At 64.7% G+C, this 26,387-nt stretch carries 23 protein-coding genes; 6 read left to right on the top strand and 17 right to left on the bottom strand.

The features are described from left to right. The first annotated feature begins 152 nt into the window (after positions 1–152). From AAHK21_RS26430 to AAHK21_RS26410, 5 genes are all read left to right on the top strand, one after another. The gene (locus AAHK21_RS26430) at positions 153–1,100 is read left to right on the top strand and encodes a virulence-associated V antigen (RefSeq protein WP_367858871.1); all 948 of its coding nucleotides are present in this window, start codon (positions 153–155) and stop codon (positions 1,098–1,100) included. Positions 1,101–1,108: 8 nt separating this feature from the next. Further along, a complete protein-coding gene (locus AAHK21_RS26425; protein ID WP_367858870.1) occupies positions 1,109–1,606 on the top strand; it encodes a SycD/LcrH family type III secretion system chaperone in 498 nt (165 codons plus the stop codon). After that, on the top strand, positions 1,596–2,762 hold the full coding sequence (gene sctE / locus AAHK21_RS26420) for a type III secretion system translocon subunit SctE (RefSeq protein WP_367858869.1): 1,167 nt from the start codon (positions 1,596–1,598) through the stop codon (positions 2,760–2,762). The genes AAHK21_RS26425 and sctE overlap by 11 nt, the downstream gene beginning before the upstream one ends. A gap of 13 nt (positions 2,763–2,775) precedes the next feature. Beyond that, complete coding sequence (locus tag AAHK21_RS26415) at positions 2,776–3,597, top strand: hypothetical protein (protein WP_367858868.1); 822 nt, start codon at positions 2,776–2,778, stop codon at positions 3,595–3,597. Positions 3,598–3,669: 72 nt separating this feature from the next. Then, a complete protein-coding gene (locus AAHK21_RS26410; protein WP_367858867.1) occupies positions 3,670–4,881 on the top strand; it encodes a hypothetical protein in 1,212 nt (403 codons plus the stop codon). Between the two features lie 69 nt (positions 4,882–4,950). Here the strand turns inward: AAHK21_RS26410 and AAHK21_RS26405 are convergent, their stop codons facing one another. The 6 genes from AAHK21_RS26405 to yegQ form a co-directional block, all read right to left on the bottom strand. Next, positions 4,951–5,949: an alpha/beta fold hydrolase gene (locus AAHK21_RS26405; RefSeq protein WP_367858866.1), complete on the bottom strand. Its 999-nt coding sequence runs from the start codon at positions 5,947–5,949 to the stop codon at positions 4,951–4,953. A 70-nt stretch (positions 5,950–6,019) separates the two neighbouring features. Further along, on the bottom strand, positions 6,020–6,457 hold the full coding sequence (locus tag AAHK21_RS26400) for a YqaA family protein (RefSeq protein ID WP_367858865.1): 438 nt from the start codon (positions 6,455–6,457) through the stop codon (positions 6,020–6,022). Continuing rightward, a complete protein-coding gene (locus tag AAHK21_RS26395) occupies positions 6,457–6,885 on the bottom strand; it encodes a DUF411 domain-containing protein (protein ID WP_046855031.1) in 429 nt (142 codons plus the stop codon). The genes AAHK21_RS26400 and AAHK21_RS26395 overlap by 1 nt, the downstream gene beginning before the upstream one ends. Positions 6,886–6,927: 42 nt before the next feature. Further along, entirely contained in the window at positions 6,928–7,833 is a 906-nt protein-coding gene (locus tag AAHK21_RS26390) for a copper resistance protein B (protein WP_367858864.1), read from the bottom strand. After that, the gene (locus AAHK21_RS26385) at positions 7,826–9,562 is read right to left on the bottom strand and encodes a copper resistance system multicopper oxidase (RefSeq protein WP_367858863.1); all 1,737 of its coding nucleotides are present in this window, start codon (positions 9,560–9,562) and stop codon (positions 7,826–7,828) included. The genes AAHK21_RS26390 and AAHK21_RS26385 overlap by 8 nt, the downstream gene beginning before the upstream one ends. Before the next feature lie 79 nt (positions 9,563–9,641). Continuing rightward, entirely contained in the window at positions 9,642–10,976 is a 1,335-nt protein-coding gene (gene yegQ, locus AAHK21_RS26380; RefSeq protein WP_367858862.1) for a tRNA 5-hydroxyuridine modification protein YegQ, read from the bottom strand. A gap of 122 nt (positions 10,977–11,098) precedes the next feature. Here yegQ and AAHK21_RS26375 point away from each other — a divergent pair, with 122 nt between their 5' ends. Next, on the top strand, positions 11,099–12,163 hold the full coding sequence (locus AAHK21_RS26375; RefSeq protein WP_367858861.1) for an AI-2E family transporter: 1,065 nt from the start codon (positions 11,099–11,101) through the stop codon (positions 12,161–12,163). 25 nt (positions 12,164–12,188) lie between these two features. Here the strand turns inward: AAHK21_RS26375 and AAHK21_RS26370 are convergent, their stop codons facing one another. From AAHK21_RS26370 to nuoE, 11 genes are all read right to left on the bottom strand, one after another. Continuing rightward, positions 12,189–14,240, bottom strand: a complete 2,052-nt coding sequence (locus AAHK21_RS26370; RefSeq protein WP_367858860.1) for a TonB-dependent receptor family protein — start codon at positions 14,238–14,240, stop codon at positions 12,189–12,191. A gap of 151 nt (positions 14,241–14,391) precedes the next feature. Further along, complete coding sequence (nuoN, locus tag AAHK21_RS26365; protein WP_102685131.1) at positions 14,392–15,861, bottom strand: NADH-quinone oxidoreductase subunit NuoN; 1,470 nt, start codon at positions 15,859–15,861, stop codon at positions 14,392–14,394. 7 nt (positions 15,862–15,868) lie between these two features. Continuing rightward, the gene (gene nuoM / locus AAHK21_RS26360; protein ID WP_038706425.1) at positions 15,869–17,401 is read right to left on the bottom strand and encodes an NADH-quinone oxidoreductase subunit M; all 1,533 of its coding nucleotides are present in this window, start codon (positions 17,399–17,401) and stop codon (positions 15,869–15,871) included. Between the two features lie 40 nt (positions 17,402–17,441). Then, complete coding sequence (gene nuoL, locus AAHK21_RS26355) at positions 17,442–19,295, bottom strand: NADH-quinone oxidoreductase subunit L (protein ID WP_023631350.1); 1,854 nt, start codon at positions 19,293–19,295, stop codon at positions 17,442–17,444. After that, complete coding sequence (gene nuoK, locus AAHK21_RS26350; RefSeq protein WP_023631349.1) at positions 19,292–19,600, bottom strand: NADH-quinone oxidoreductase subunit NuoK; 309 nt, start codon at positions 19,598–19,600, stop codon at positions 19,292–19,294. Before nuoK ends, nuoL begins: the two co-directional genes overlap by 4 nt. 3 nt (positions 19,601–19,603) lie before the next feature. Beyond that, entirely contained in the window at positions 19,604–20,104 is a 501-nt protein-coding gene (gene nuoJ / locus AAHK21_RS26345) for an NADH-quinone oxidoreductase subunit J (RefSeq protein ID WP_023631348.1), read from the bottom strand. A gap of 10 nt (positions 20,105–20,114) precedes the next feature. Further along, on the bottom strand, positions 20,115–20,663 hold the full coding sequence (nuoI, locus tag AAHK21_RS26340; RefSeq protein WP_003251442.1) for an NADH-quinone oxidoreductase subunit NuoI: 549 nt from the start codon (positions 20,661–20,663) through the stop codon (positions 20,115–20,117). Positions 20,664–20,674: 11 nt separating this feature from the next. Then, on the bottom strand, positions 20,675–21,682 hold the full coding sequence (gene nuoH / locus AAHK21_RS26335; protein WP_367858859.1) for an NADH-quinone oxidoreductase subunit NuoH: 1,008 nt from the start codon (positions 21,680–21,682) through the stop codon (positions 20,675–20,677). Continuing rightward, entirely contained in the window at positions 21,679–24,393 is a 2,715-nt protein-coding gene (gene nuoG, locus AAHK21_RS26330) for an NADH-quinone oxidoreductase subunit NuoG (RefSeq protein ID WP_367858858.1), read from the bottom strand. The genes nuoH and nuoG overlap by 4 nt, the downstream gene beginning before the upstream one ends. Before the next feature lie 133 nt (positions 24,394–24,526). Beyond that, complete coding sequence (gene nuoF, locus AAHK21_RS26325; RefSeq protein ID WP_046855040.1) at positions 24,527–25,891, bottom strand: NADH-quinone oxidoreductase subunit NuoF; 1,365 nt, start codon at positions 25,889–25,891, stop codon at positions 24,527–24,529. Then, positions 25,888–26,385: an NADH-quinone oxidoreductase subunit NuoE gene (nuoE, locus tag AAHK21_RS26320; RefSeq protein WP_012313767.1), complete on the bottom strand. Its 498-nt coding sequence runs from the start codon at positions 26,383–26,385 to the stop codon at positions 25,888–25,890. The genes nuoF and nuoE overlap by 4 nt, the downstream gene beginning before the upstream one ends. Between the last annotated feature and the right edge of the window lie 2 nt (positions 26,386–26,387).

The raw sequence follows: 26,387 nt of genomic DNA, 5'->3' as shown, positions 1-26,387 counted from the left end.
GCGTCAGAAACCGTACCCCTGAACTACAAAATCGCGGCCGAGCCTGACGGAACGGCCGTCATCTTCTCCATAGACTTCATCTGTCGGTACCTCAGCCTGGTCATGGCCAGCCTCACCTCGAGACGGGGTACCCAGCCAACTGGAAACAGATGATGAACAGCTCTATCGACGCATTCAATCGCCCAGCCCCCTTGCCATCTGTCGATCGCGTGGCACCCCCGCAGATCTGGGTCGACATCCAGAGGGTGGAGTGGTTTCTCGACCAGAAAGCGATCACGGCTGCGGATGATCAAGGCCTGCCTTTGAGCCGCGAGCACCGGCGACAGGTCATCGAGACCTTGCTGGGCCCCGAGGGGCAGGCGCGATTGGCGCAGAGCCGATCCTACTTCGACAGCCTGCTGCCGCATCCGCTGTCCGACCAGCCTGTCGATGCGCTGATCCAGTTGCTGGAAGCCTACGCGGCATGGTTGCCGGGCGCACCCGTGCAGTTTGTGAACCTGGGCGAACGGCTACGCATGGACGAGCTGGTGATGGCGGCGATGGGTTTGCGCATGCGCAAGCAGAAAACCGAGCGTTCCGAGCTGAGCGAGCAACTGAAGTGCCTCACCGCGGAGCTGAAGATCTTCAGCGTGATCCAGTCCAAGGTCAATGTGGTGATGGCGGACAAGGGCACCTTCGATCTTGAAGACTCGCGCTTCAACCTCTTGGACCCGAAGCTGTACGACCTGGATGCGTCTTCCTGGGAAACCAGCCCCGAACGCCGATTACTTGCTTCGTACGGCAATGCAGCCGTGACGGTTCGACAGTTCCTGGCAGGCACGCCCACCGGCATTTCGCCCGATGGCAGTGAGCGCCTTCTGCACAAGGTCAGCGGACCGATGAGTGACCTGAAATCGCAATACGCCTGGAACAAGGACAACAACCCGTTGGCCAACTTCTCCCAGGCATTGAGCGATCGCACCCGTATCGTCAACGACAAGGTGACCGAGCAGACCACCCTGCTCAATGACGTGGGGTCGCGGTACACCACCTCCACCGAGGTGATGATGAAGTTCGTCGAGACGTGGTTCTCGATGCTGTCGAAGATTATGCAGAACTGAGGTGATTGATGACTGCAGCACTACAGACAGGCGCCGATGCCATCGAGGTCGAGGCGATTGAAAGCTTCTTCGCCGAGGGCGGCACGTTCGCCATGTTGCGCGGGGTTGGCGCGGCACAGCTTGAAACGCTCTATGCCCAGGCATTCGGCTTCTACCAGGCGGGGCGGTTGGAGGATGCCTTGACCATGTTCAAGGGGCTGGTGGCGCTCGACCACTACGACGCCCGGGCATTTCTCGGGGTGGCAGCCAGCTACCAGGGGTTGGAGCGTTATCAGGAGGCGTTGCCGGCCTACGCATACGGCGCAATGCTCGCGCCGCAGGACCCACGCTTCTGCTTGCATGCCGCTGAATGCCAGCAGCATCTGGGTGACCTGGTTTCGGCGCGCAGCGGCTACGAACAGGCGCAGGCCCTGGCAGAGAGCGGTGAACATGGCGGCCTGGCGAAAAGGGCGCAGGCGCTGCTTGAGGCATTGCGACAGATGGAGGTTACGCGCCATGCGAACTGAACATTTCGCCGCTGAACCACGGGTGATCGCGGCTGCAAGCGAGATTGAAACGCCAGTGGCGGGCACTGCCGTCCGCTTGCCAGGCGATACTGGTATGGCCTCGGTAGATACGCCATCGCGGCCTGATCGTAGTGTCAGGTTGGACCCTCCGCTGATTCAGGAATCCTTGGCAACAGGACGGCACCTTCACGGCCTGCTCGATAGAAGTGTTGACCCCGGGCGCCTCATGCAGCCGGTATTGGCCACGGTACCCGATGTCGGGGCATTGATACTCGGGCAGCTCGCCGGAGAGATCTCCGATGCCGAACTGGATATCCGCCTCACTGAACTGCTGAGCCGGTTGGGCACCCGCCAGACCGAGCTCAACCTGCAGCAGGTTCGGCAGATGACCGAACAGAACCGCCAGCAGATGGCGCTCAACGCGCAGAAAATGGCAGAGGTGACCCAGCGCCATCAGGACGCCGGCACGGCGAGCGTTTTTGCCAAGGTCTTTGGCTGGGCGGCGGCCATCGTGTCCATCGTAGTCGGCACGGTGATGGTCGCGACAGGCCTCGGCGCCGTGGCGGGCGCGCTGATGATCGCTGGTGGCGTCATGGGGGTAGTGTCCATGTCGTTGAACCAGGCGGCCGAGGACGGGCACATCTGCAAAGAGGTGATGAAGTACCTCGGGCCTGCGCTGATGGCGGTGGAAGTCGCCCTGGCGCTTGCCTCGGTGGTGCTGACCTGTGGCGGCAGCCTTGCAGTGGTCGCGGCCAAACTGGCCGGCAAGGTGAGTGGCAAGGCTGCACAGGTTGCCCTTTCGCTGGGCCAGAAAATCCAGAGCGTGGCCTCCAGCGGGAGCTCTTCGGTTGCCAGCGCGGGCACCCAGGCCAAGCTGCAGATGACCTTGACCGGTGCCAGCATGACGACCGCCACGCTGTCGGGCGCGGGTGAGGCGGCCAGTTCGGTCATGCAAGGGCTGGCGCTGCGCAGCGAGGCGCAACTGGCCGAAATGCGCCTGGTGCTGGAGCAGGGCCACGGCTATCTCGAGCAACTGGCCAAGGAACTTGAACAATTACTCGCAAAGAAGCAGCAACGCTTCGAGCAACTGTTGGAAATGCTGAGCGCACGCCACAAAGCCTGCGTGGATATCGCATGTCGAAACGTCATCGCTTGATCAAGGAGCAATCATGAGCCTGTCTATTACCAACATCGATCATTTGCCCGCCCTGGACTCCCCGTCATCGCTCATCGAGGGGCGGAGTGCCGCGAAGCCCTTGTGGGCGATGCTGGCCATGCCCAGTCCGGCAGCGCAAGCGATGACCGGCGAACGGCCAGGGCAGGTCGGCCTGGATGCGCCACAGGCGACGCCCTGCAGCCAGGATCTTCAGAGCCTGCTGGCCATTCTCCGCGCTGCCATGCAGGTGCGCGACGGTAACGCGCAAGGGCGCAGAACCCAGGCGGAGGTCAGCGTGCAGGCCAGCAAGGAGCAGATCGGCTGGATGAGAACCGCCAGCAATGCGCTGTTCGCCTCGGCAGCCGTCAGTGGTGCGTTGGGCATGTTCACATTGGCCAGTGGCACCACTGGCATGCTCCGGAACCTGGGAGACGCGCGCACGATCAAGGGCCTGGAACAGGCCAGCCATGCCGCCAGGCATGGTCAGCCTGGCGAGTTGACTGCGGCTGCGAAAAAGCAGATCGACTTGAATCGTATCGAGGTCAAGCATCTGCAGAATGGCATCGATACCCGCAACACCACCCTGCACACGCTCAATGGTGTGGCGCAAAGTGGGGCTGCGTTCGGGACTGGCATCGCCCATGCCATCAAGTCGCTGCAGGACGTGTGGGCCAAGGAGCAGGAGCTTGAGGCGACGGTTGCCGGCAACCAGAAGGAACTGTTCCAGCGCTACACCGATGACCTAGCGAAAGTGATCGACCAGGTGCGCCAGCTCATCCAGGAGATCCTGCGTAACGACAACCAGGGGTTCAGGGCTGCGGGCGTGATGGCTTGAGCACGTCGAGAAGCATGCATATCGACTGCGGACGCGGTCCTTTTTACCAGTACTTTGATAGAGGTTTGCAGAGTGATTGAATCGGTTTCCACAGGTTGGGTATTTGGTGCCAGCCTGAACCCACTCAACGAGTGCAGTGATTGCGCACAGGTCAAGACCACGGAGTCCGCGCAGCGCCTGGCCCGTCACGAGGAACCGCAGAAACATGGCATCCTGATGCGGCTGTTCATTGCCATTGCCGAATTTCTTGGCTTTCGCACAAGTATGGCGACGGTTGCCAAACAGGCTACGACGTCGGCGCCGGGTGTGATGAGTTCGTTGAACGAGGGGATGGCCAAGGGGCTGCCTGAGGTCATGAGGTCGCAAGCCAGTGGAATAACGGCCAAGCTGGAAAAGCTCTCGCTTGAACAGTTCATGGCCACTTACACAGAGCAGCTGACTGGCAGCAATATCATGCGCAACACCAGTTGCCTGTTCGCGAATGTCGCCATGCTTGGGCAACTCGTCGCCGAGTTGCGGGTAGACACAGGCATCAACAAGCTCGATATCAGCAACGGCTTTTCGTTCATCGAATCGCAGTCCCCGGCCAATATCGAACTGATGCGCAATGATCGACAGGCCGCTGGCAAGGTCCTCGAGGCAGTAGGGTTCCTTGCCGCGCGATTTGCCGAGTTCCCTGACCCTGATCAGGTGGGGGCCGCCGCAGTGGTCACCTTCGTCAAGGATGTCGAAACACAGTTCATCGAGCGGTTTGCGCAACGGCCTGCGCCGCCAGCGGCAAGCACGATCGAAGAGGAAAGCGGCGCAGCGCAGGCCACGGGGCCGGCACTGGTCGCCAGTGGCCAGGGCGATGCGGTCCAGGCGCAGGCCATCGAGCGCGTTGCGCCAACCGAGGTACCGGCCGATGGTGGTATTGATCCGGCCAAGGTATTGAAGGAGGTGAAGTTCGGTTTCGGCGCTGTCGGCAATCTACCGAAGCTCGATGACTTCCACGCGGCGATGAAGTCGCTGCAGGATCCTGTGGGCCCGCTGTCTCGACTGTTCGGGCATTTCGAGTTGCTGGCCGGGCAGGGCAGTGTGCCCGAGCAGAAGATCGCCGCGATGGTGCTGAAGCACACCGCGCTGGGGCAGACCCATACCTTCGGCGATCTTTTCGGACATCTGAAGCAGGAACCCACGCCGCTTGCAGGTTTCCGGGCAATCGCAATGACGGATACGCTGGAGAGGAGGTGCAGCTCCGCCGTTCGCCAACTCGAGGCGCTGCCTGTGGCTCTCGGGGCCTAGTCGGGGGGGGCACAACTGACTGGTGGTATTTGCAAAACACCACACTAGCGTCAGCACTGGCCTGGGGCCTCAGCGCCCCAGCCAGTCGATCAGCGCCTTGTGGAACCGTCCGGGTTCCTCGATCTGCGGGGCATGCCCGAGCCCTTCGAATGTCACCAGTTCACCTTTGGGAATCAACCCGGCCACCTGCGGTCCCAGGGTCTTGTACCTGCCCAGCAGGGCCTTCACCTCGGGCGGGGCGATATCGCTACCGATGGCCGTGGTGTCCTGGTCACCGATCAGCAACAGCGTCGGCATCTTCAGGTCCTTGAACTCGTGCACCACCGGCTGGGTGAAGATCATGTCGTAGATCAGCGCCGAGTTCCATGCCACCGTCTCGTGCCCCGGGCCCTTGTTCAGCCCCACCAGCATCTGCACCCAGCGCTCGTACTCGGGCTTCCAGCGCCCGGCATAGTAGGTAGCGCGCTCATAATTGCGCACGCCCTCGGCGTCGAGCTTCAGCTCCCGGGCGTACCATTGATCCACGGTGCGATAGGGTACCCCCAGGGCTTTCCAGTCTTCCAGGCCGATGGGATTGACCATGGCCAGGCGTTCCACCTGTTGTGGGTACATCAGGGCGTAGCGGGTGGCGAGCATGCCGCCGGTGGAGTGGCCGAGTACGATGGCCTTGTCCACCCCCAGGCTGGCCAGCAACGCATGGGTGTTGTCGGCCAGTTGCTGGAAGCTGTATTGGTAATGTGCGGGTTTGCTCGAGGTGCAGAAGCCGATCTGGTCCACGGCGATGACCCGATAGCCGGCCTGGCTCAGTGCATCGAGGGTGGTTTCCCAGGTGGCGGCGCAGAAGTTCTTGCCGTGCATCAGCACCACGTTGTGGCCGTTGGCCTTGCCCTTGGCGGGCACGTCCATGTATCCCATCTGCAAGGCCTGGCCCTGGGACTGGAAGTCGAAGTGCTGCAACGGGTACGGGTAGGCGAAGCCTTCGAGTTGCTTGCCGTAGGTTGGCGGCTCGGCGGCGATGGCCGCGCCGGTGATGAGACAGGCTAGGGCCAGGGCAGTTGCGCGCAGCATGGCAGCACTCCGTCCAGTTGGGAAAAGAGCGACTGTAGCAGCCGCTGGCGGTTAGCCGTCGTGAAAGGTGTTACCCGGTATGAAACCAGCCCAGGGTGATCATCGCCACGACGATGTAGCGCCCACCCTTGGCCAAGGTGACCAGCAGCACGAAGCGCCAGAAGGGTTCGCGCATGATCCCGGCGATCAGCGTCAGCGGGTCGCCGATCACCGGCATCCAGCTCAGCAGCAACGACCATTGCCCCCAGCGCTGGTAGCGCTGCTGGGCGCGCTCCAGCTGGCGGGCGCTGAACGGGAACCAGCGCTTGTCGCGCAGGTGCTCGATGGCCCGGCCCAACAGCCAGTTGACGATGGACCCCAGCACATTGCCGAGCGTGGCGACCAGCAGCAGGGTGGCCCAGGCTTGCGGGTCGCGCAGCAGCAGCCCTACCAGCACCGCCTCCGATTGCAGTGGCAGCAGGGTCGCGGCGCCGAAGGCGCTGAGGAACAGCGCCCAGAGGCTGAGCATCAGTAGTTGGCGACCACGGTGTCCCGGTCGTCCTGGGTCACGCCGATGACCTGGTAGGCGTCCTTGTGGTCACCCATCTCCATGCCTGGCGAGCCCATGGGCATGCCGGGCACGGCCAGGCCCTTGAGGTCGGCGCGGTTGGCCAGCAGGCGCACCTGCTCGGCCGGCACATGGCCTTCGACGAACTTGCCGTTGATTACCCCGGTGTGGCACGAGGCCAGGCGAGGCGCCACGCCCAGGCGCTGCTTGACCGCGCTCATGTTCGGCTCGACATGATCGTTGACGGTGAAGCCATTGTCGCTCAGGTGCTTGATCCATTCCTTGCAGCAGCCGCAGTTGGGGTCGCGGTAGACGTCGATGGTCTCGGCGGCCTGGGCCAGGCCGGTGATGGCCAGCAGGCCGAGAGTGAGCAGGTGTTTGCGCAGCATGGTGGAGCTCCTGTGAAACAGCATGATTCATTGACCGGGTGGCTAGAAGCGCAGGCGGACCCCGGCCACCAATCGGGTCTGGCCGCTGTCCTCGTCATTCTCTCGGGCCTGCTCGGCGCGGTTGCCGTGCAGGCGGTTGAAGCTGACCCCGACATAGGGCGCGAATGCCCGGGTGATCTCGTAGCGCAGGCGCAGGCCCACCTCGCTTTCGGCCAGCCCCGCGCCTTGTTCGCGCCCGGCGTCGTTGCGCCCGAAGAAGTTGGCTTCGACGGTCGGCTCGAGGATCCAGCGATTGGTCAGCAGCATAGCGTAACCGGCCTCCAGGCGCAGCGCGGTCTGCTGCCGCTCGCCGGCGTAGGCGGTGGCTTCCAGCTCCAGGCCGTAGAGCGGCGTGCCCTGGATGCCGAAGGCTGCCCAGGCCTGGCCGCTGGCGGGCTTGAAGTCCTGGCGCACACCGCCGACCAGCTCCCACCAGGGGCTGATGGCATGGCCCCAGAGGGCCTGCAGCTCGGCCTTGTGGGTCTTGCCCTGTTCGCGTTCACCCTCGCTGCGCAGCCACAGGCGGTCGATATCGCCGCCGACCCAGGCGGTGGCGTTCCAGTTAAGGGCGCTACTGTTTTCGAAGTTCTGGTACTCCAGCTGGTCGACGATCACTGCCCAGTTGGTTGCTCGGTCGTGCACCTGATGCCCCGGCAGGGGCGGGAAGGCGGCGCGGCGGTCGGCGTCGGTGATCACCGGCAGGGGTGTGCGTGGTTGGTCGGGGGGCGTCGCCGCGTGGTTCATCAGGCTGTGGTCCATGGGCATGCTGCCATGGTTCATCTGGCCGTGGTCCATTGGCATGGCGCCATGGTTCATGTGGTCCATGCCTGCGGCCAGGGCCCGTTCACTGGCCAGCAAGGCCAGCAGCGCGACACTGGTGACGATGCTGCGGTTGCGGTTCTCATTCATCGACCCGTACCTCGCGGAACATGCCGGTCTCCATGTGGTAGAGCAGGTGGCAGTGGTAGGCCCAGCGGCCCAGGGCGTCGGCGGTCACACGGTAGCTGCGCCGGCTGCCGGGAGGGATGTCGAGGGTGTGCTTGCGTACCAGGAAGCGCCCTTGTTCATCTTCCAGGTCGCTCCACATGCCATGCAGGTGGATGGGGTGGGTCATCATGGTGTCGTTGACCAGGGTGATGCGCACCCGCTCGCCATACTTCAGGCGCAGCGGCTCGGCATCGCTGAACTTGATGCCGTCGAACGACCAGGCGAAGCGTTCCATGTGCCCGGTCAGGTGCAGTTCGATGTCCCGTGACGGCTCACGCCCGTCCGGGTCGGGGTAGGGGCTGCGCAGGTCGGCGTAGGTCAGCACCCGGCGGCTATTGCCGCGCAGGCCGATGCCGGGATCGGCGAGGTTGGCGCGGGGGGCCATGGTCTGCATGTCCACCAGCGGGTTGTCGGTCTCGCTGGTGGGGTGGCTTTGCATCATGGTCATGCCGGCCATGGCCGAGTGGTCCATGCCCGCCATGCTGCCGTGGTCCATCGCCGGCATGTTCGAATGGTCCATCTCGCCCATGCCGCCATGCCCCATGTCGTCCATGCTCAGCACCGGGCGTGGATCCGGCTCGGGTACCGGAGCTTGCAATCCAGCGGTGCGGGCCAGGGTGCCACGGGCGAAGCCGGTGCGGTCCATGCTCTGGGCGAACAGGGTGTAGGCGGGCAGGTCGCCCACGGTGACCAGCACATCATAGGTTTCGGCCACGGCGATGCGTAGTTCGTCCACGGTCACCGGGGTCACCGGCAGGCCGTCGGCGGCGATCACTGTGAGTTTCAGGCCAGGAATGCGGAAGTCGAAATAGGTCATCGCCGAGGCGTTGATCAGGCGCAGGCGCACGGTCTCGCCGGGCTGGAACAGGCAGGTGAAGTTGCCGTCCGGTGGCTGGCCATTGAGCAGGTAGGTGTAGCCGGCGGCGCTGATGTCGGCGAGGTCGGTGGGGCTCATGCGCATCTTCGCCCAGGCCCAGCGGTTGTCGAGGGTGTTGCGCCAGCCGCTTTCGGCGACATCGTTTATGAAGTCACCCACCGTGCGCTTGTGGTAGTTGAAGGCGTCGGACTGTTTCTTCAGCGTGGCCATCAACGCTTCCGGCGCCTGGTCCGACCAGTCGCTGAACAGCAGCACATGGTCGCGCTGGTACCTGTGCGGCTCAGGTTCGCGGGGCTCGATGACGATGGCGCCGTACACGCCGGCCTGCTCCTGCAAGCCGGAGTGGCTGTGGTACCAGTAGGTGCCGCTCTGGCGCAGGGTGAACTGGTAGAGGTAGTCGCCGCCCGGTTCGATGCCGGCGAAGCTAAGGCCCGGCACGCCGTCCATGTTGGCCGGCAGGATGATGCCGTGCCAGTGGATCGAGGTGGGCTGGTCCAGGCGGTTGCGCACGCGCAGGGTGACGGTGTCGCCCTCGCGCCAGCGCAGCTGCGGGCCGGGCAGGCTGGCGTTGATGGTCTGCGCGGTGCGCGGGCGACCGGTGATGTTGACCGGGGTCTGGCCGATGAACAGTTCGAACTGCTGGCCACTCAGGTCGTGCAGCGGCAAGCGCCCCTCTGCTGCCTGGGCCAGCGGGCGCCACAGGCCAAGGCCGGCCAGGGCGGTGGCGGCGCCCAGGCCCTTGACGAAGGTGCGGCGGGTTGGAGTCGGTGGCATGGCGTGCTCTCGCTACAAAATTGCCACCATCCTTGCCGCCAGCGCCTGTCAGCCACCTGAGGCGCGGATTACAGATTTGTCAGGCAGCGGCCTCGGCGCCTTCCAGGTCGCGCATCAGCAGGCCGAACTCCAGGGACACCTGCTCGGGGATCGGCAGGTAGACCACATGGCCATCGCCCGGCGCCACCTCGATGGCCTGCTGCTGACGGTCGCACAGGCGGTGCAGGTCGAAGTGGTAGTTGCCGCGCGGGGTCATCAGTTCCAGATGGTCGCCCACGGCGAAACGGTTCTTCACCTTCACTTCGGCCAGGCCGTCCACGCGCACCCCGGTCAGCTCGCCGACGAACTGCTGGCGCTCGGACACCGAGTTGCCGCGCTGGTAGTTCTGGTACTCGTCGTGCACGTGGCGGCGCAGGAAACCTTCGGTGTAGCCACGCTGGGCGAGGGATTCGAGGTTGACCATCAAACCGCGGTCGAATGGCCGCCCGGCCGCCGCGTCGTCGATGGCCTGGCGGTAGGACTGCACGGCGCGGGCGCAGTAGAAGTGCGATTTGGTACGGCCTTCGATCTTCAGCGAATGCACGCCCATCTGTGCCAGGCGCTCGACGTGCTGGATGGCGCGCAGGTCCTTGGCGTTCATGATGTAGGTGCCGTGCTCGTCCTCGAATGCCGGCATTTCTTCGCCCGGGCGGTTGGACTCCTGCAACAGGAACACCTGGTCGGTGGGCGTGCCGATGCCCAGTGTGGGTTCGAATTCGCGGACGATGTCGCCGGTGGCGTTCTCGGTGGCTGGAGACGCCTCATACTTCCAGCGGCAGGCATTGGTGCAGGTGCCCTGGTTGGCATCGCGCTTGTTCAGGTAGCCCGACAGCAGGCAGCGCCCGGAGTAAGCCATGCACAGCGCGCCATGCACGAACACCTCCAGCTCCATCTCCGGCACTTGCTGGCGGATCTCCCCGATCTCTTCCAGCGACAGCTCCCGCGACAGGATCACCCGGGTCAGGCCCATGCCCTGCCAGAACTTCACGCTGGCCCAGTTGACCGTGTTGGCCTGCACCGAGAGGTGGATGGGCATCTGCGGGAAGTGCTGGCGAACCAGCATGATCAGCCCAGGGTCGGACATGATCAGCGCATCCGGGCCCATCTCGATCACTGGCGCCAGGTCCTTGAGGAAGGTCTTGAGCTTGGCGTTGTGCGGGGCGATGTTGACCACTACGTAGAAGCGCTTGCCCTGGGCCTGGGCTTCCTGGATGCCGAGGGCCAGGTTGGCGTGATCGAACTCGTTGTTGCGCACCCGCAGGCTGTAGCGCGGCTGGCCGGCGTAGACCGCGTCGGCACCATAGGCGAAGGCGTAGCGCATGGTCTTGAGGGTGCCGGCGGGGGCGAGCAGTTCGGGCGTGGCGAGAGAGGTCATGGTGCGCACCGGGCAAAAGGTGCGGATGCTAAGGCGGCGGCGCCGTGCAGGTATTGATCTGGATCAACGGCACTTTTACCGATGCGCAGTGCACTAAATGGTTGAGCCCTCGAGGAACGCCGATGAACGAAACCGTACTGCAGAACAAAGCCCTGACCGTGTTGTTGGCCCTGGTGACTATCGCTTTCATCTGGATCATGCTGCCGTATTCCGGCGCGATCTTCTGGGCGGTGATCCTCGGTATCCTCTTCGCACCGCTGCAACGCCACCTGTTGCTGCGCTGTGGCGGGCGACGCAACCTGGCCACGGCGGTGGCCCTGGCCACCTGCCTGCTGGTGGCGGTGCTGCCGGTGATCATCATCAGCGCCCTGCTGGTGCAGGAGGGGGCGGCGTTGTACCAGCGCATCGAGAGCGGCCAGCTGGATATCGCCGGCTACATCGAACGGGGCAAGGACATGTTGCCGGCCTATGCCCAGCATTTCCTCGACCGCATGGGCATGGGCAACCTCGATGGCCTGCGCGACAAGATCACCAAGTGGGCGACCCAAGGCAGCCAGTTCCTCGCCGGCCAGGCGTTCAGCTTCGGCCAGGGCACCTTCGAGTTCCTGGTGAGCTTCGGCATCATGCTGTACCTGCTGTTCTTCTTCCTGCGCGAGGGGGCGGAGCTGGCGCGCAAGGTGCGCCAGGCGGTGCCACTGCCCGAGCAGCAGAAACGCCGCCTGCAGCTGAAGTTCAAGCGCGTGGTGCGGGCCACGGTCAAGGGCAACCTGCTGGTGGCGATCACCCAGGGCGCGCTGGGTGGCTTGATCTTCTGGATACTGGATATCCCCAGCGCGCTGGTGTGGGCGGTGCTGATGGCGTTCCTGTCTTTGCTGCCGGCGGTGGGCGCGGGGATCGTCTGGGCGCCGGTGGCGGTGTACTTCCTGCTGGTCGGGGCGCTGTGGAAGGGGATCGTGCTGACGGCGTTCGGGGTGCTGGTGATCGGCCTGGTGGACAACCTGTTGCGGCCGATCCTGGTGGGCAAGGACACGCGCATGCCGGATTACCTGGTATTGGTTTCGACCCTGGGCGGATTGGCGGTGTTCGGGCTCAACGGGTTTGTGATCGGGCCGTTGATCGCGGCGCTGTTCATTTCCAGCTGGGCGATCTTCGCCTCGACCAAGCCGCAGGTGCAGTTGCCGTCTTGAATGGGGCGCAAGGCGCCCCCCGGGGTCAACGGAAGCTGTAGGAAACCCCGGTATAAACCCCGAACCCTTCCCCCGGCGTCGAGCGGGCGATGTCCTGCCCGGCATCGTTGTACCCCGGCGTCACCGTCGCCGCGTAACGCTTGTTGGTCAGGTTGCGCAGGTCGAGCCAGGTCTGCCAGTCGCGCTTGGGCGAATCCCAGCCCAGGCGTGCGCCGAGCAGTGCGTAGGCGTCGGCATGGTAGCTGTTGGCGTAGTCCACCTGCACCCTGGACGCCATCTGCGTGTTGACTCCGGCGTAGAAACCACTCGGCCAGTCGTAGCGCAGTTCGGCCTGGTAATAATGCATGGGAATGCCGGGCAGGCGGTTGTCGCCGAACTTGTCGTCGTCGCGGTAGTGGAAATCGCTGAAGGTGTAGGCCTGGCGCAGGCTGAGCTTGCCGGTGCCGGGGTGTTCCCAGAGGAGGCTGTCCAGGCCGGCTTCGATGCCTTGGTGCACGGTGGGGCTGGCGTTGAACTCCTTGAACGGCAAGCCTTGCACGACTTCCACGTTCAGCAGCTCATGACGTACCTGGGCGTAGTACCAGGCCAGGTCCCAGCGCCCCAGCGCCGAATCACCGCGGGCACCCAGTTCCAGGGTGGTGGCGGTCTGGTTCTGCATCTTCATCGGCTGGTTGTTTACCGGTGCGCTCCAGACCAGCGACCACGGGTGCGGCGGCTCCACCGAGCGGCTGAGGTTGCCGTAGACCTGCAGGTCCGGGCGGATGTCGTAGCGCAAGCCCACCCGGGGCGCATAGTCCCAGTCGTGCTGGCTGACCTTGCCGCCCGTGGCCGGGTAGGTCACGTCGCTCTCGCGCCGGGTGTAGATCATCGCCAGGCCCGTGGTCAGCCACAGGTTTGGAATCAGCTCCAGATCGTTGCCTGCATGCAACACAGTGTCCGAGCCCTGGTAGCTGAAGTCGCGGGTGCGGGCCCCGAAATTGTCGCCGCCGGGGCGGGCGAACTGCGAGGCGCCGCTGTTGGGCAGGTGCTTGGTGGTGCGCCAGCCCAGGGTGGTCTTGCTCTCATGGCCGAACAGGGTGTCACGCCGCAAGTAGTTCAGCGTGCCGCTGACATCGGTGTAGGCGACCTTCAGGCGCATCGGGCCTTCGCGCAGGTCCATCGGGTAGTCGTGATAGACCAGCCCCGCCTCCAGGCGCGAGTCGTCATCCAGGAAGAAGGTGGTCTTGTTGCCGACCCAGGTGCTGCCCGGTTGCGGGCGGCTGTCATCGCGGGCCAGGTAGGCCGGGTTTGCCGCGCGTGGATCGTGCTTGATCTGGTCCTTGGTCAGGCGCCCGGCCAGGTCGTTCTCGGTCTCGCGGTAGCGCAGGTAGAAGCGCGTCTCCAGGTTCGGGTTGAAGCGGTAACCGACGTTGGCGGCGATGCCCTTGGCGCTGCCGCTGCTGTGCCGCTGGAAGCCGTCGTACTCGGCGTCGGTAAGCGCTACGTAATAGTCGAGGTTGCCCAGCACCTGCCCGGAGCTGATGTGCCGGCGCTGGTAGCCACGGCTGCCGACTTCGTAGCGCACCTGCAAGGGCGCGGCATCGTAGCCGGTGTGGGTCACGTAGTTGATCGCGCCGCCCAGCGCCAGCGAGCCTTGGTCGAAGCCGTTGGCACCGCGCAGCACTTCGGCGCGGCTCAGCCACAGCGGTTCGAACAGCTCATAGGGCGTGCCGCCGGGACCTGTCAGCGGCAGGCCGTCGAACATCGTGTAGACCCCCGAACCGTGGGCACCCGGCGCGCGGTTGATGCCCGAACCACGGATCGACAGCTTGATGCCGTCGTTGCCCGCCGACTGGGCGAACACTCCCGGCTGGTAGGCCAGCACATCCTGATTGGTCGCCACCCGGCCCTGGCCCACCTTGTCCATGTCCACCAGGTTGCTGGCGCCGGGGATTTCACGCAGGTGATCGGCGGCGGCTTCAAGCTCGGACTGTTGATGGTCCTGGATCAGCACCTGGTCGAGTTCGACGCGGTTGGCGGCCTGGGCGGTGCCGGCGACGAACAGGGCCAGCAGGGAGTAGGGCAGGGAGGGGCGCATGGGGACGGGGTTCCAGATCGGGTGCGGGAGTCTGACGCTGCAAAGGGCAGACGAAGCACAGTGGTCGATCTGTAATAGCCATGGGGCTGCAACGCAGCCCCAAAAAAGAACACCCCGCCGAGGCGGGGTGTCTTGTGTTGCTGTCAGCCGATCAACCGATCAGTTGCAATCCAGCCTGCTGCACCATCTCCAGCAGCGGCTGCGGGTACACGCCCAGCACGAAGGCAAGGATCGCGATGGCCAGCAGCATCACGCCGCCGGTGCGCTGTTCCCACTTCAGCGGGGCGTCGTGGCGACGCAGGTTCGGCTCGACCAGGTACAGGGTGACCATGACACGCAGGTAGTAGTACACGCCGATGGCGCTGCCGATCACCAGGGCGCCGACCAGCCACCACAGGTGCGACTCGACGCCGGTGGCGATGATGTAGAACTTGCCGATGAAGCCTGCGGTCAGCGGGATACCGGCCAGCGACAGCATCATCACGGTGAGTACAGCGGTCAGGTACGGACGGCGCCAGAACAGGCCGCGGTACTCGTACAGGGCATCGGCGTCACGGCCGGCGTACGGCGAGGACATCAGGGTGATCACGCCGAAGGCGCCGAGGCTGGTGATCACGTAGGTGACCAGGTACACGCCCATGGCTTCCAGGGCCAGGCCCTTGCTGGCGACCAGGGCGATGACCAGGTAGCCGAAGTGGGCGATGGACGAGTAACCCAGCAGGCGCTTGAGGTTGCTCTGGGTCAGCGCCAGCAGGTTGCCGATGATGATCGACGCCACGGCGATGACTGCCAGCACGGTGCTCAGCACGCCGCTGCTGGCGGCAGGGGAGAGCATGAACAGGCGCACGACCACGGCGAATACCGCGACCTTGCTGGCGGTGGCCAGGAACGCGGCCACCGGCGCCGGGGCGCCTTCGTACACGTCCGGGGTCCACAGGTGGAACGGTACCAGCGACAGCTTGAAGGCCAGGCCCACCAGCATCATGCCCAGGCCCAGCTGCGCCAGCAGGCTCGGCATGCTGGTGGCGGCCAGGGCTTTGCCCAGCTGGTCGAAGGTCAGGGCGCCGGCGTCGGCATACAGCAGCGCCATGCCGAACAGCAGGAAGGCGGAACCGGCGGCCGACAGCACCATGTACTTGATGCCGGCTTCCAGCGAGCGCTTGTTGAAGAACGCATACGCCACCAGGCCGTAGACCGGCACCGACAGCAGCTCCAGGCCGATGAACAGGCCGGCCAGGTGGTTGGCGCTGACCAGCACCAGGCCACCCAGTGCCGACATCAGCAGCAGCAGGTACAGCTCTTCACGGTTGCCCGGGAAGCCTTTGGAGCCTTCGCCGAGGTAGGCGTGGGCGAGGGTGACGCAGGCCAGGGTGGCCACCAGGATGATCGCCATGTACAGGCAGGCGAACTTGTCGATGGTCACAAGCGAAGTGACCGCCAGCGGTGCAACCTTGAGTGCCGGCAGGATCGACAGCAAGGCCAGGTTCAGGCCCACGGTGGACAGTAGGAAGGTCTGCGAGTGGTTGCGCTTCCAGGCGATCGCCAGCATCACCACCACCGTGGTGATGGTGGTGATCAGCATCGGCGCCAATGCGATGAAGTGTTGAGTGGTGAATTCCATAGCGCTCTTACCGGGCCGAAGCGAGTTGAGTGAAAGCGGAACCGAGCCACTGCTGCACACCGCTCATGGTGGCGGCAGAGGTGTCGAGGAACGGCTGCGGATACACGCCCAGCAGGATCAAGAGGCCAGCCAGGCCCAGCACCATGATCAGCTCGCGACTGTCCATGCCGGCCAGCACGGTGTCGGCCTTGGCCGGGCCGAAGTAGGCGCGGTGGATCATGATCAGCGAGTACACCGAGCCGAACACCAGGCCGGTGGTGGCGATCACGGTGATCCATGGGACGTGGGCGAAGCTGCCGATCAGGATCAGGAACTCGCCGACGAAGTTGCCGGTACCCGGCAGGCCCAGCGAGGCGGCGGCGAAGAACAGGCTGATGGCTGGCAGATACGCGATGCGGTGCCACAGGCCACCCATCTGGCGCATGTCACGGGTGTGCAGGCGCTCGTACAGCTGGCCGGACAGGATGAACAGCGCGGCGGCCGACAGGCCGTGGGCCAGCATCTGGATCACCGCGCCTTGCAGGGCTTGCTGGCTGCCGGAGTAGATGCCGATCAGCACGAAGCCCATGTGCGAGACGCTGGAGAAGGCGATCAGGCGCTTGATGTCGGTTTGCGCGAAGGCCAGGAAGGCACCGTAGAAGATACCGATCAGGCCCAGGGTCATGGCGATCGGCGCGAACTCGGCCGAGGCGTTCGGGAACAGCGGCAGGGCGAAGCGCAGCAGGCCGTAGGCCGCGGTCTTCAGCAGGATACCGGCCAGGTCCACGGAACCGGCGGTCGGCGCCTGGGCGTGGGCGTCAGGCAGCCAGGAGTGGAACGGCACCACCGGCAGCTTCACCGCGAAGGCGATGAAGAAGCCCAGCATCAGGATGTACTCGATGCCAGCCGGCAGCTCGGCCTTGAGCAGGTCGCTGTAGTTGAAGGTGATCACCCCGGTGCTGTTGTAGTTGACCAGCACCAGGCCGAGGATCGCCACCAGCATGATCAGGCCGCTGGCCTGGGTGAAGATGAAGAACTTGGTCGCCGCGTAGATCCGCGTCTTCTTGCCATCGGCCGAGCTGTGACCCCAGAGCGCGATGAGGAAGTACATCGGCACCAGCATCATTTCCCAGAAGAAGAAGAACAGGAACAGGTCGAGCGCCAGGAACACACCGACCACGCCGCCGAGGATCCACATCAGGTTGAGGTGGAAGAAGCCGACGTGGCGCTGGATCTCTTTCCACGAGCACAGCACCGACAGCACGCCGAGCAGGCCGGTAAGCAGGATCATCAGCAGCGACAGGCCGTCGAGGGCCAGGTGGATGCTGATGCCGAAGCGCTTGATCCACTCGACCTTGTATTCGAGGGCCCAGGCCGGTTCGGCGCCCGGCGCCGGGGCCAGGGTGTAGTTGCCGTTCGCCCACAGCCACAGGCCGATGCCGAGCAGCAGGGACATGGTCAGCAGCGCGATCCAGCGCGGCAGGGTGGAGCCGAAGCGCTCACCCAGCCAGCACAGGAAGCCGCCGATGAAGGGGATCAGGATCAGCCAAGGCAAAATCATGACGGGTTGGTTTCCTTTGGCAAAGTCGCAAGATTCATGGTCATACCGCGGCCACTACCACGGCACCGAGTACCAGTACGGCACCGACGGCGATCGAAGCGGTGTACCAGCGCAGCTGGCCGGTCTCGGTCTTGCTCATGGCGACGTGACCGCCGCGAGCCAGGCGAGGAATGAGACCGATGCTGCGGTCAACCGGATCCTTGCGCAGGATGTGGCTGATCAGCAGGTAAGGTTTGACGAAGAGCTTGTCGTAGATCCAGTCGAAGCCCCAGGCGGCGAACCACCAGGCCGACAGGACGCGACCGATACCACTGTTGGCGATCGCGGTAACCAGGCGACGCTTGCCCAGGAACAGCAGGGCCGACAGCAGGATACCGGCGATGGCGATGGCGCCCGAGGCGATTTCCAGCGAGTGCTTGGCTTCGCCTCCGGCGTGGCCGGCGCTTTCAGGCAGCACGCCTGCCAGTGGCGGGTGGATCCAGGCGCCGACGAAGGTCGACAGCACGATCAGCACGCCCAGCGGCAGCCAGTGGCTGATGCCGTGGCCAGCATGGGCTTCGGTCTTGGCTTCGCCGTGGAAGGCGATGAAGATCAGGCGGAAGGTGTACAGCGAGGTCATGAACGCGCCGACCAGGCCGGCGTACAGCAGGCCGCTGTTGCCGCTGGCGAAGGCTTCCCAGAGGATCTCGTCCTTGGAGTAGAAGCCCACGGTCAGGATCGGCAGGGCGGCCAGGGCGGCGCCACCGACCACGAAGCTGGCATAGGCCAGCGGCAGCTTCTTCCACAGGCCGCCCATCTTGAAGATGTTCTGCTCATGGTGGCAGGCAACGATCACCGCACCCGAGGCAAGGAACAGCAGGGCCTTGAAGAAGGCGTGGGTCATCAGGTGGAAGATCGCCGCGTCCCAGGCGCCGACGCCCAGGGCCAGGAACATGTAGCCGATCTGACTCATGGTCGAGTAGGCGAGGATACGCTTGATGTCGGTCTGCACCAGGGCGGCGAAACCGGCCAGGACCAGGGTCACGCCGCCCACGACGCCAACCAGGTGCAGCACATCCGGCGCCAGCAGGAACAGGCCGTTGGTACGGGCGATCAGGTACACGCCCGCGGTCACCATGGTGGCGGCGTGGATCAGTGCCGAAACCGGGGTCGGGCCTGCCATCGCGTCGGCCAGCCAGGTCTGCAGCGGCAGCTGGGCCGATTTACCGACCGCGCCACCCAGCAGCATCAGGGTGGCCAGGACCATCCAGGTGTCACCGGCCTGGAACTTCTGCGGTGCCAGCACCAGCAGTTCCTGCACGTTCAGGGTACCCAGCTGGACGAACAGGATGAACAGGCCGATGGCCATGAACACGTCGCCGATACGGGTGACGATGAACGCCTTGAGTGCCGCGTTGCCGTTGTTGCGGTTGCTGTAGTAGAAACCGATCAACAGGTACGAGCACAGGCCCACGCCTTCCCAGCCGAAGTAGATGAACAGCAGGTTGTCGCCCAGCACCAGGAACAGCATGCTGGCGATGAACAGGTTGGTGTACGAGAAGAAGCGCGAGTAGCCGGCTTCGCCACGCATGTACCAGGAAGCGAACAGATGGATCAGGAAGCCCACGCCGGTGACCACGCCCAGCATGGTGACCGACAGGCCATCCACGTACAGGGTGAAGTTCGGCGCGAAGCCGTCCACCGACATCCACTGCCACAGCAGCTGGCTGTACGCGCCGCCCTCAGGCGGGGCGACGTTGAACTGCCAGATCACGTAGGCGGCGGTGGCCGCCGACAGACCGACCGAGCCGACGCCGATCAGCGCCGACAGGTTCTCCGAGAACCGCCCACGCGAGAACGACAGCAGCAGGAAGCCGATCAGGGGGAATACGAACGTCAGGAAGATAAGGTTCATCCGCGCATCTCACTGGCAGCATCGATGTCGAGAGTGTGGAAGCGGCGATACAGCTGCAGCAGGATCGCCAGGCCAATGCTGGCCTCGGCGGCTGCCAGGCTGATCACCAGAATGAACATCACCTGGCCGTCGGGCTGGACCCAACGGGCACCGGCGACGATGAACGCCAGGGCAGCGGCGTTCATCATGACTTCCAGGCTCATGAGCACGAAGAGAATGTTGCGGCGGACCATCAGGCCAACCAGACCTAAGCAGAACAGGATGCCGGCGACCGCCAGACCATGCTCGAGAGGGATAGCACCCATGATTTACTCCTTCGCCTCGTTGCGGCCCAGGTGGAAGGCGGTGACGGCTGCCGCGAGCAGCAGCATCGAGGCCAGTTCGACCACCAGCAGGTAAGGGCCGAACAGGCTGATGCCGACCTCTTTGGCGCTGACGGTGGTACCGCTGATGGCGGCGCCCGACGGGGTGACGAACAGCACGTAGAGCAGCTCCAGCAGCAGCAGGGCGGCGAGGATCACCGGCCCCGCCCAGATACCCGGCTTGAGCCAGCCACGCTCCTGGGCGACCGAGGCCGGCCCGAGGTTGAGCATCATCACCACGAAGACGAACAGCACCATGATGGCACCGGCGTAGGCGATCACTTCCAGGGCACCGGCGAAGGGTGCACCGAGGGAGAAGAAGATCATCGCCACGGAGATCAGCGAAATGATCAGGTAGAGCAGGGCGTGCACCGGGTTGGTGCCGGTCACCACGCGCAGCGTGGAGACAACGGCGACACCGGATGCGAAGTAGAAAGCGAATTCCATCTTTCTGTCCTTATGGGAGCAAGCTCTTCACGTTGATCGGCTCGGCTTCGTTCTGTGCAGAGCCCTTCGGCTTGCCAGCGATCGCCATACCCGCAACACGGTAGAAGTTGTAGTCAGGGTTCTTGCCGGGGCCGGAGATCAGCAGATCTTCTTTCTCGTACACCAGGTCCTGACGCTTGAACTCGGCCATTTCGAAATCCGGAGTCAGCTGGATCGCGGTGGTCGGGCACGCCTCTTCGCACAGGCCGCAGAAGATGCAGCGCGAGAAGTTGATGCGGAAGAACTCGGGGTACCAACGGCCGTCCTCGGTCTCGGCCTTCTGCAGCGAGATGCAGCCGACCGGGCAGGCCACCGCGCAGAGGTTGCACGCCACGCAGCGCTCCTCGCCGTCGGGGTCGCGGGTGAGGACGATGCGGCCACGGTAGCGCGGCGGCAGGTACACGGGTTCTTCGGGGTACTGCAGGGTGTCGCGCTTGCGGAACCCGTGGGAGAACACCATTGCCAGGCTGCGCAGCTGGGTGCCGGTGCCCTTAACGATGTCGCCGATATACTTGAACATGGGTCAAATCCTCACTGGGCCGCGACGGCTGGCGTGTTGTAGAGCACGATCGCAGCGGTCACCAGCAAATTGATCAGGGTCAGCGGCAGGCAGAACTTCCAGCTGAAGTCCATCACCTGGTCATAGCGTGGGCGCGGGATCGAGGCGCGCAGCAGGATGAACAGCATGATGAAGAACGCGGTCTTCAGCGCGAACCACAGGAACGGTACTTGCGGCAGGATGCCGAACGGGCCGTGCCAGCCACCGAAGAACAGGGTCACCAGCAGCGCCGAGATGAGGATGATGCCGATGTACTCACCGACGAAGAACATGCCCCATTTCATGCCGGCGTATTCGATGTGGTAGCCGTCGGCCAGTTCCTGTTCCGCTTCCGGCTGGTCGAACGGGTGACGGTGGGTCACGGCGACGCCAGCGATGAAGAAGGTGCAGAAGCCGAAGAACTGCGGAATGATGAACCACAGGTTCTGGGCCTGATAGTCAACGATGTCGCGCATGTTGAACGAACCCACCTGCACCACCACGCCCATCAGCGCCAGGCCCAGGAACACTTCGTACGACACGGTCTGCGCCGAAGCGCGCAGGCTGCCGAGCAGGGCGTACTTGTTGTTCGACGACCAGCCGGCGAACAGCACGGCGTAGACCGACAGGCCGGCCATGGCGAAGAAGAACAGCAGGCCGATGTTCAGGTCGGCTACGCCCCAGCCCGGGGTGATCGGGATGATCGAGAAGGCGATCAGCAGCGCACTCATGGCCACCACAGGCGCCAGGGTGAAGATCATCTTGTCGACGAAGGGCGGGTTCCAGTCTTCCTTGAAGAACATCTTCAGCATGTCGGCGGCGATCTGGAACATGCCGAACGGGCCGACGCGGTTCGGGCCGTAGCGGTCCTGCCACCAGCCCAGCAGGCGACGCTCGACGAAGCTGAGCAGCGCGCCGCAGACCACCACGGCCAGCAGCACCACGATGGCCTTGACGACCTGAATGATCACGTCGATCACTTCGGGGGTGAACCAGCTCATTGTGCTGCCTCCTGCAGGCCTTCGACGGCTGCACCGAAGATGGCGGGCGGAATGCCGGCCAGGCCTTTGGGCAACGCAACCAGGCCAGCGCCCAGTTCTTCATTGATACGCAGCGGCAGGCGCAGCGACACGCCGGCCACGTTCAGGCTCAGCATCGCGCCGTCGTTGACGCCCAGGCGGTCGGCTTCGGACTTGGCCAGGCCGACGTAGGCGGCCGGAATGCGCTCCTGCACCGGGGCGGCGCGGGAGGAGGACTCTTCGCTGCCGAACAGGTGGAAGAACGGTACCGCGGTCCAGGTGCCGCGAGCCGGGTTGAACGCGCCCGGGATGGCGCTGAACCAGCTCAGGCGATCCCCTTGCGACTCGATCAGGCGTACGCCCGGGTCACCGGCACGCAGGTGGCCACCGACTTCGTCCTGGAACTTGTTCCAGGCTTGCGGCGAGTTCCAGCCCGGCGACCAGGCGAACGGCACCTGCTGACGCGGTTCGGCCGAACCCGAGTAGCCTTCCATGGAGAAGGCGAACGCGGTGTCCTTGTCCTGCGGGGTACGTGGCTCGTGCACGCTGATGTTGGCGCGCATGGCGGTACGGCCGGAGTAGCGCAGCGGCTCACGGGCCAGCTTCATGCCCTTGATGCGGAACGCGGCGCTTGGCGCTGCGTTGACGATGCCGGCCAGTTGCGGGGCGGCTTCGGCGCAGGCGCTGGTGACGTGGTCCAGCTGGGTCCAGTCCACCGGCTTGTTGAGCAGAGTCGCACGCAGGGCGTGCATCCAGCGCCAGCCTTCGTGGATCTGGATGCTGCTGTCCAGGTATTGTGGGTCGAACACCTGGAAGAAGCGCTGGGCACGGCCTTCCTGGCTGACCAGGGTGCCGTCGCCTTCGGCGAACGAGGCGGCCGGCAGCACCAGGTGGGCGCGGTCGACCGTCGGGGTCTTGGAGTGATCGGCGACGATCACCACCTTGGCCGCGGCCAGGGCTGCATCGACCTTGGCGGCCGGTACGCGGGCGTACAGGTCGTTTTCCAGCACGACGATGGCGTCGGCCTTGCCGCTGATCACGGCGTCCAGCGCCGCGTCGACGGACTCACCGCCCATCATCGCCAGACCGAGGCTGTTGGCCTCAGGCACGACCAGGCTCAGCGAACCGTTCTTCTCGCGCAGCTTGAGGGCCTTGGCGATGTTGGCGGCGGCTTCGATCAGCGCAGGATCCGCCAGCGAGGTACCTGCGACGACCAGTGGGCGCTGGGCAGCGACCAGGGCGTCGGCGATGCGCTGGGCCAGGGCCTTGGCTTCGTCGTCCAGGCCGGCAACGGCAGGCGCGCTCGGGTCGATGGCGTGGGCCACGGCGAAACCGATGCGGGCGAGGTCGGCGGGAGCGGCGTGTACACACTCTTCGGCCACGTCATCCAGCTTGGTTTCAGCCAGCGAAGCGATGAACAACGGGTACAGCGCGTGCTGGCCGATGTTCTTCACTGCGGCGTCCAGCCAAGGCTGTACGCGCATGGCGTCGGCCATGGCCTCGGCCTTGCCCTTGGTGGCCTGGCGCACGGCCAGGGCGACACGGGCAGCGGTCTGCGTCAGGTCTTCGCCGAGCACGAACACGGCGTCGTGGTCTTCGATGTCGCGCAGGGTCGGGACCGGCAGCGGGCTGTCGTTCAGCACGTTCAGGGCCAGGCGTACGCGGGCCAGCTCACCGGCTTCCATGCCCGAGTAGAAGTACTCGGCACCGACCAGTTCGCGAAGGCCGTAGTTGCTCTCGAGGCTGGCGCGTGGCGAGCCGATACCGACGATGGTGCGGCCGCGCAGCAGGTCGGCGGCCTTGTCCAGGGCGGCGTCGAGGGACAGCTTGGTGCCATCGGCCAGGTGTGGCTGGCGCGGACGATCCTTGCGGTTGACGTAGCCATAGCCGAAGCGGCCACGGTCGCACAGGAAGTACTGGTTCACCGAGCCGTTGAAACGGTTCTCGATGCGGCGCAGTTCGCCGTAGCGCTCGCCGGGGCTGATGTTGCAACCGCTGGAGCAGCCATGGCAGATGCTCGGGGCGAACTGCATGTCCCACTTGCGGTTGTAGCGCTCGGAGTGGGTCTTGTCGGTGAACACACCGGTCGGGCAGACCTCGGTGAGGTTGCCGGAGAACTCGCTTTCCAGCACGCCGTCTTCGACGCGACCGAAGTACACGTTGTCGTGGGCGCCGTATACGCCCAGGTCGGTGCCGCCGGCGTAGTCCTTGTAGTAGCGCACGCAGCGGTAGCAGGCGATGCAGCGGTTCATCTCATGGGCGATGAACGGGCCGAGGTCCTGGTTCTGGTGGGTACGCTTGGTGAAACGGTAGCGGCGCTCGTTGTGGCCGGTCATTACCGTCATGTCCTGCAGGTGGCAGTGACCGCCTTCCTCGCACACCGGGCAGTCGTGCGGGTGGTTGGTCATCAGCCATTCGACGACGCTGGCGCGGAACGCCTTGGACTCTTCGTCTTCGATGGAGATCCAGGTGCCGTCGGAGGCAGGGGTCATGCAGGACATGACGATACGACCACGGGTGTCGTTCTCGTCGGTGTACTGCTTGACCGCGCACTGCCGGCAGGCGCCGACGCTACCAAGCGCCGGGTGCCAGCAGAAATAAGGGATGTCGAGGCCGAGTGACAGACACGCCTGTAACAGGTTGTCTGCACCGTTGACTTCGAGCGCTTTGCCGTCTACGTGGATAGTGGCCATTGTTCAAAGTTCTTCGTTGGCCCGCGTGAGCGGGCGTGGCTAATGGAAATCGGTGAGCTTGCGGCCGGCCTCGATTCGTTCGGGCCGGCCAGCAGGCTGGCGGATGGCACGGACCATCCGCTGTTTCATCTTGTTATGCGCCGACCACGATCGGCTTGGCCAGGTTCGGGCGCAGGGTGTCGGCCGCGCTAGCGGGTGCGACACCGGCCTCGAATTCGGACCGGAAGTATTTGATGGCACTGCCCAACGGCTCGACGGCACCTGGTGCGTGAGCACAGAAGGTACGGCCTGGGCCGAGGAAGTTGACCAGTCCCAACAGCGTCTCGATGTCTTCGGCGCGGCCCTGGCCGTTTTCCAGTGCGCGCAGCATCTTCACGCTCCACGGCAGGCCGTCACGGCAAGGGGTGCACCAGCCGCACGATTCGCGGGCGAAGAACTCTTCCATGTTGCGCAGCAAGGACACCATGTTGACGCTGTCGTCGACCGCCATGGCCAAGCCGGTACCCATACGGGTGCCGACCTTGGCGATGCCACCGGCATACATTTGTGCGTCGAGGTGCTCGGGCAGCAGGAAACCGGTACCGGCGCCGCCTGGCTGCCAGCACTTGAGCTTGAAGCCGTCGCGCATGCCGCCGGCGTAGTCTTCGAACAGCTCGCGGGCGGTGACGCCGAACGGCAGCTCCCACAGGCCGGGGTTCTTCACCTTGCCGGAGAAGCCCATCAGCTTGGTGCCGTGGTCCTCGCTGCCTTCGCGGGCCAGCGACTTGTACCAGTCGTTGCCGTTGGCGACGATGGCCGGCACGTTGCACAGGGTCTCGACGTTGTTCACGCAAGTCGGCTTGCCCCACACGCCGACGGCGGCAGGGAAGGGCGGCTTGGAGCGCGGGTTGGCGCGACGGCCTTCGAGGGAGTTGATCAACGCGGTTTCTTCACCGCAGATGTAACGCCCGGCACCGGTGTGCACGAACAGCTCGAAGTCGAAACCGGAACCGAGGATGTTCTTGCCCAGCAGGCCGGCGGCCTTGGCTTCATCGATGGCGCGGTTGAGGTTCTTCGCCGCGGTGGTGTATTCGCCACGCAGGAAGATGTAGCCACGGTAGGCCTTCAGGGCGCGGGCGCTGATCAGCATGCCCTCGACCAGCAGATGGGGCTGTTGCTCCATCAGCATGCGGTCCTTCCAGGTGTTCGGCTCCATTTCATCCGCGTTGCACAGCAGGTAGCGGATGTTCATGGATTCGTCTTTGGGCATCAGGCCCCACTTCACGCCAGTGGGGAAGCCCGCGCCGCCACGGCCCTTGAGGCCGGAGTCCTTGACGCTCTGCACGATGTCGTCGGCGGACATGTCGGCCAGCGCCTTGCGCGCGGCGGCATAGCCGTTCTTGGACTCATACTCGGTCAGCCAGACCGGCTCGCCGTCGTCACGCAGGCGCCAGGTCAGCGGGTGGGTTTCGGCGCTGCGTGCAATGCGGTTGGCCGGGCCGAAGGAAGTGATGGTCATACGTAACCCTCCAGCAGCTTGGAGACGCCGGCAGGTTGCACGTCGCCAAAGGTGTCGTCGTCGATCATCAGCGCCGGGGCCTTGTCGCAGTTGCCCAGGCAGCACACCGGCAGCAGGGTGAAGCGCCCGTCCGCGGTGGTCTGGCCGAGGCCGATGCCCAGCTCGCTCTGGATCTGGCTGACCACCGATTCATGGCCGCCGATGTAGCAGACCATGCTGTCGCATACGCGGATGATGTGGCGGCCGACCGGCTGGCGGAAGATCTGGCTATAGAAGGTGGCCACGCCCTCGACGTCGCTGGCGGGGATGCCCAGCACTTCGCCGATGGCGTAGATGGCGCCGTCCGGCACCCAGCCGCGCTCTTTCTGCACGATCTTCAGGGCTTCGATGGACGCCGCGCGTGGGTCCTCGTAGTGGTGCATCTCGTGCTCGATGGCCGAGCGCTCGGTTTCGCTCAGGGCGAAACGGTCGGTTTGGATAAGCGTGCTGTTCATGC

The organism is Pseudomonas sp. TE50-2 (genome assembly GCF_040813665.1).
In the GTDB taxonomy this organism is placed as follows: Bacteria; Pseudomonadota; Gammaproteobacteria; order Pseudomonadales; family Pseudomonadaceae; genus Aquipseudomonas; species Aquipseudomonas soli.
The sequence above is the reverse complement of the archived record's forward strand: the minus strand, read 5'-3'. Positions and strand labels throughout refer to the sequence as shown.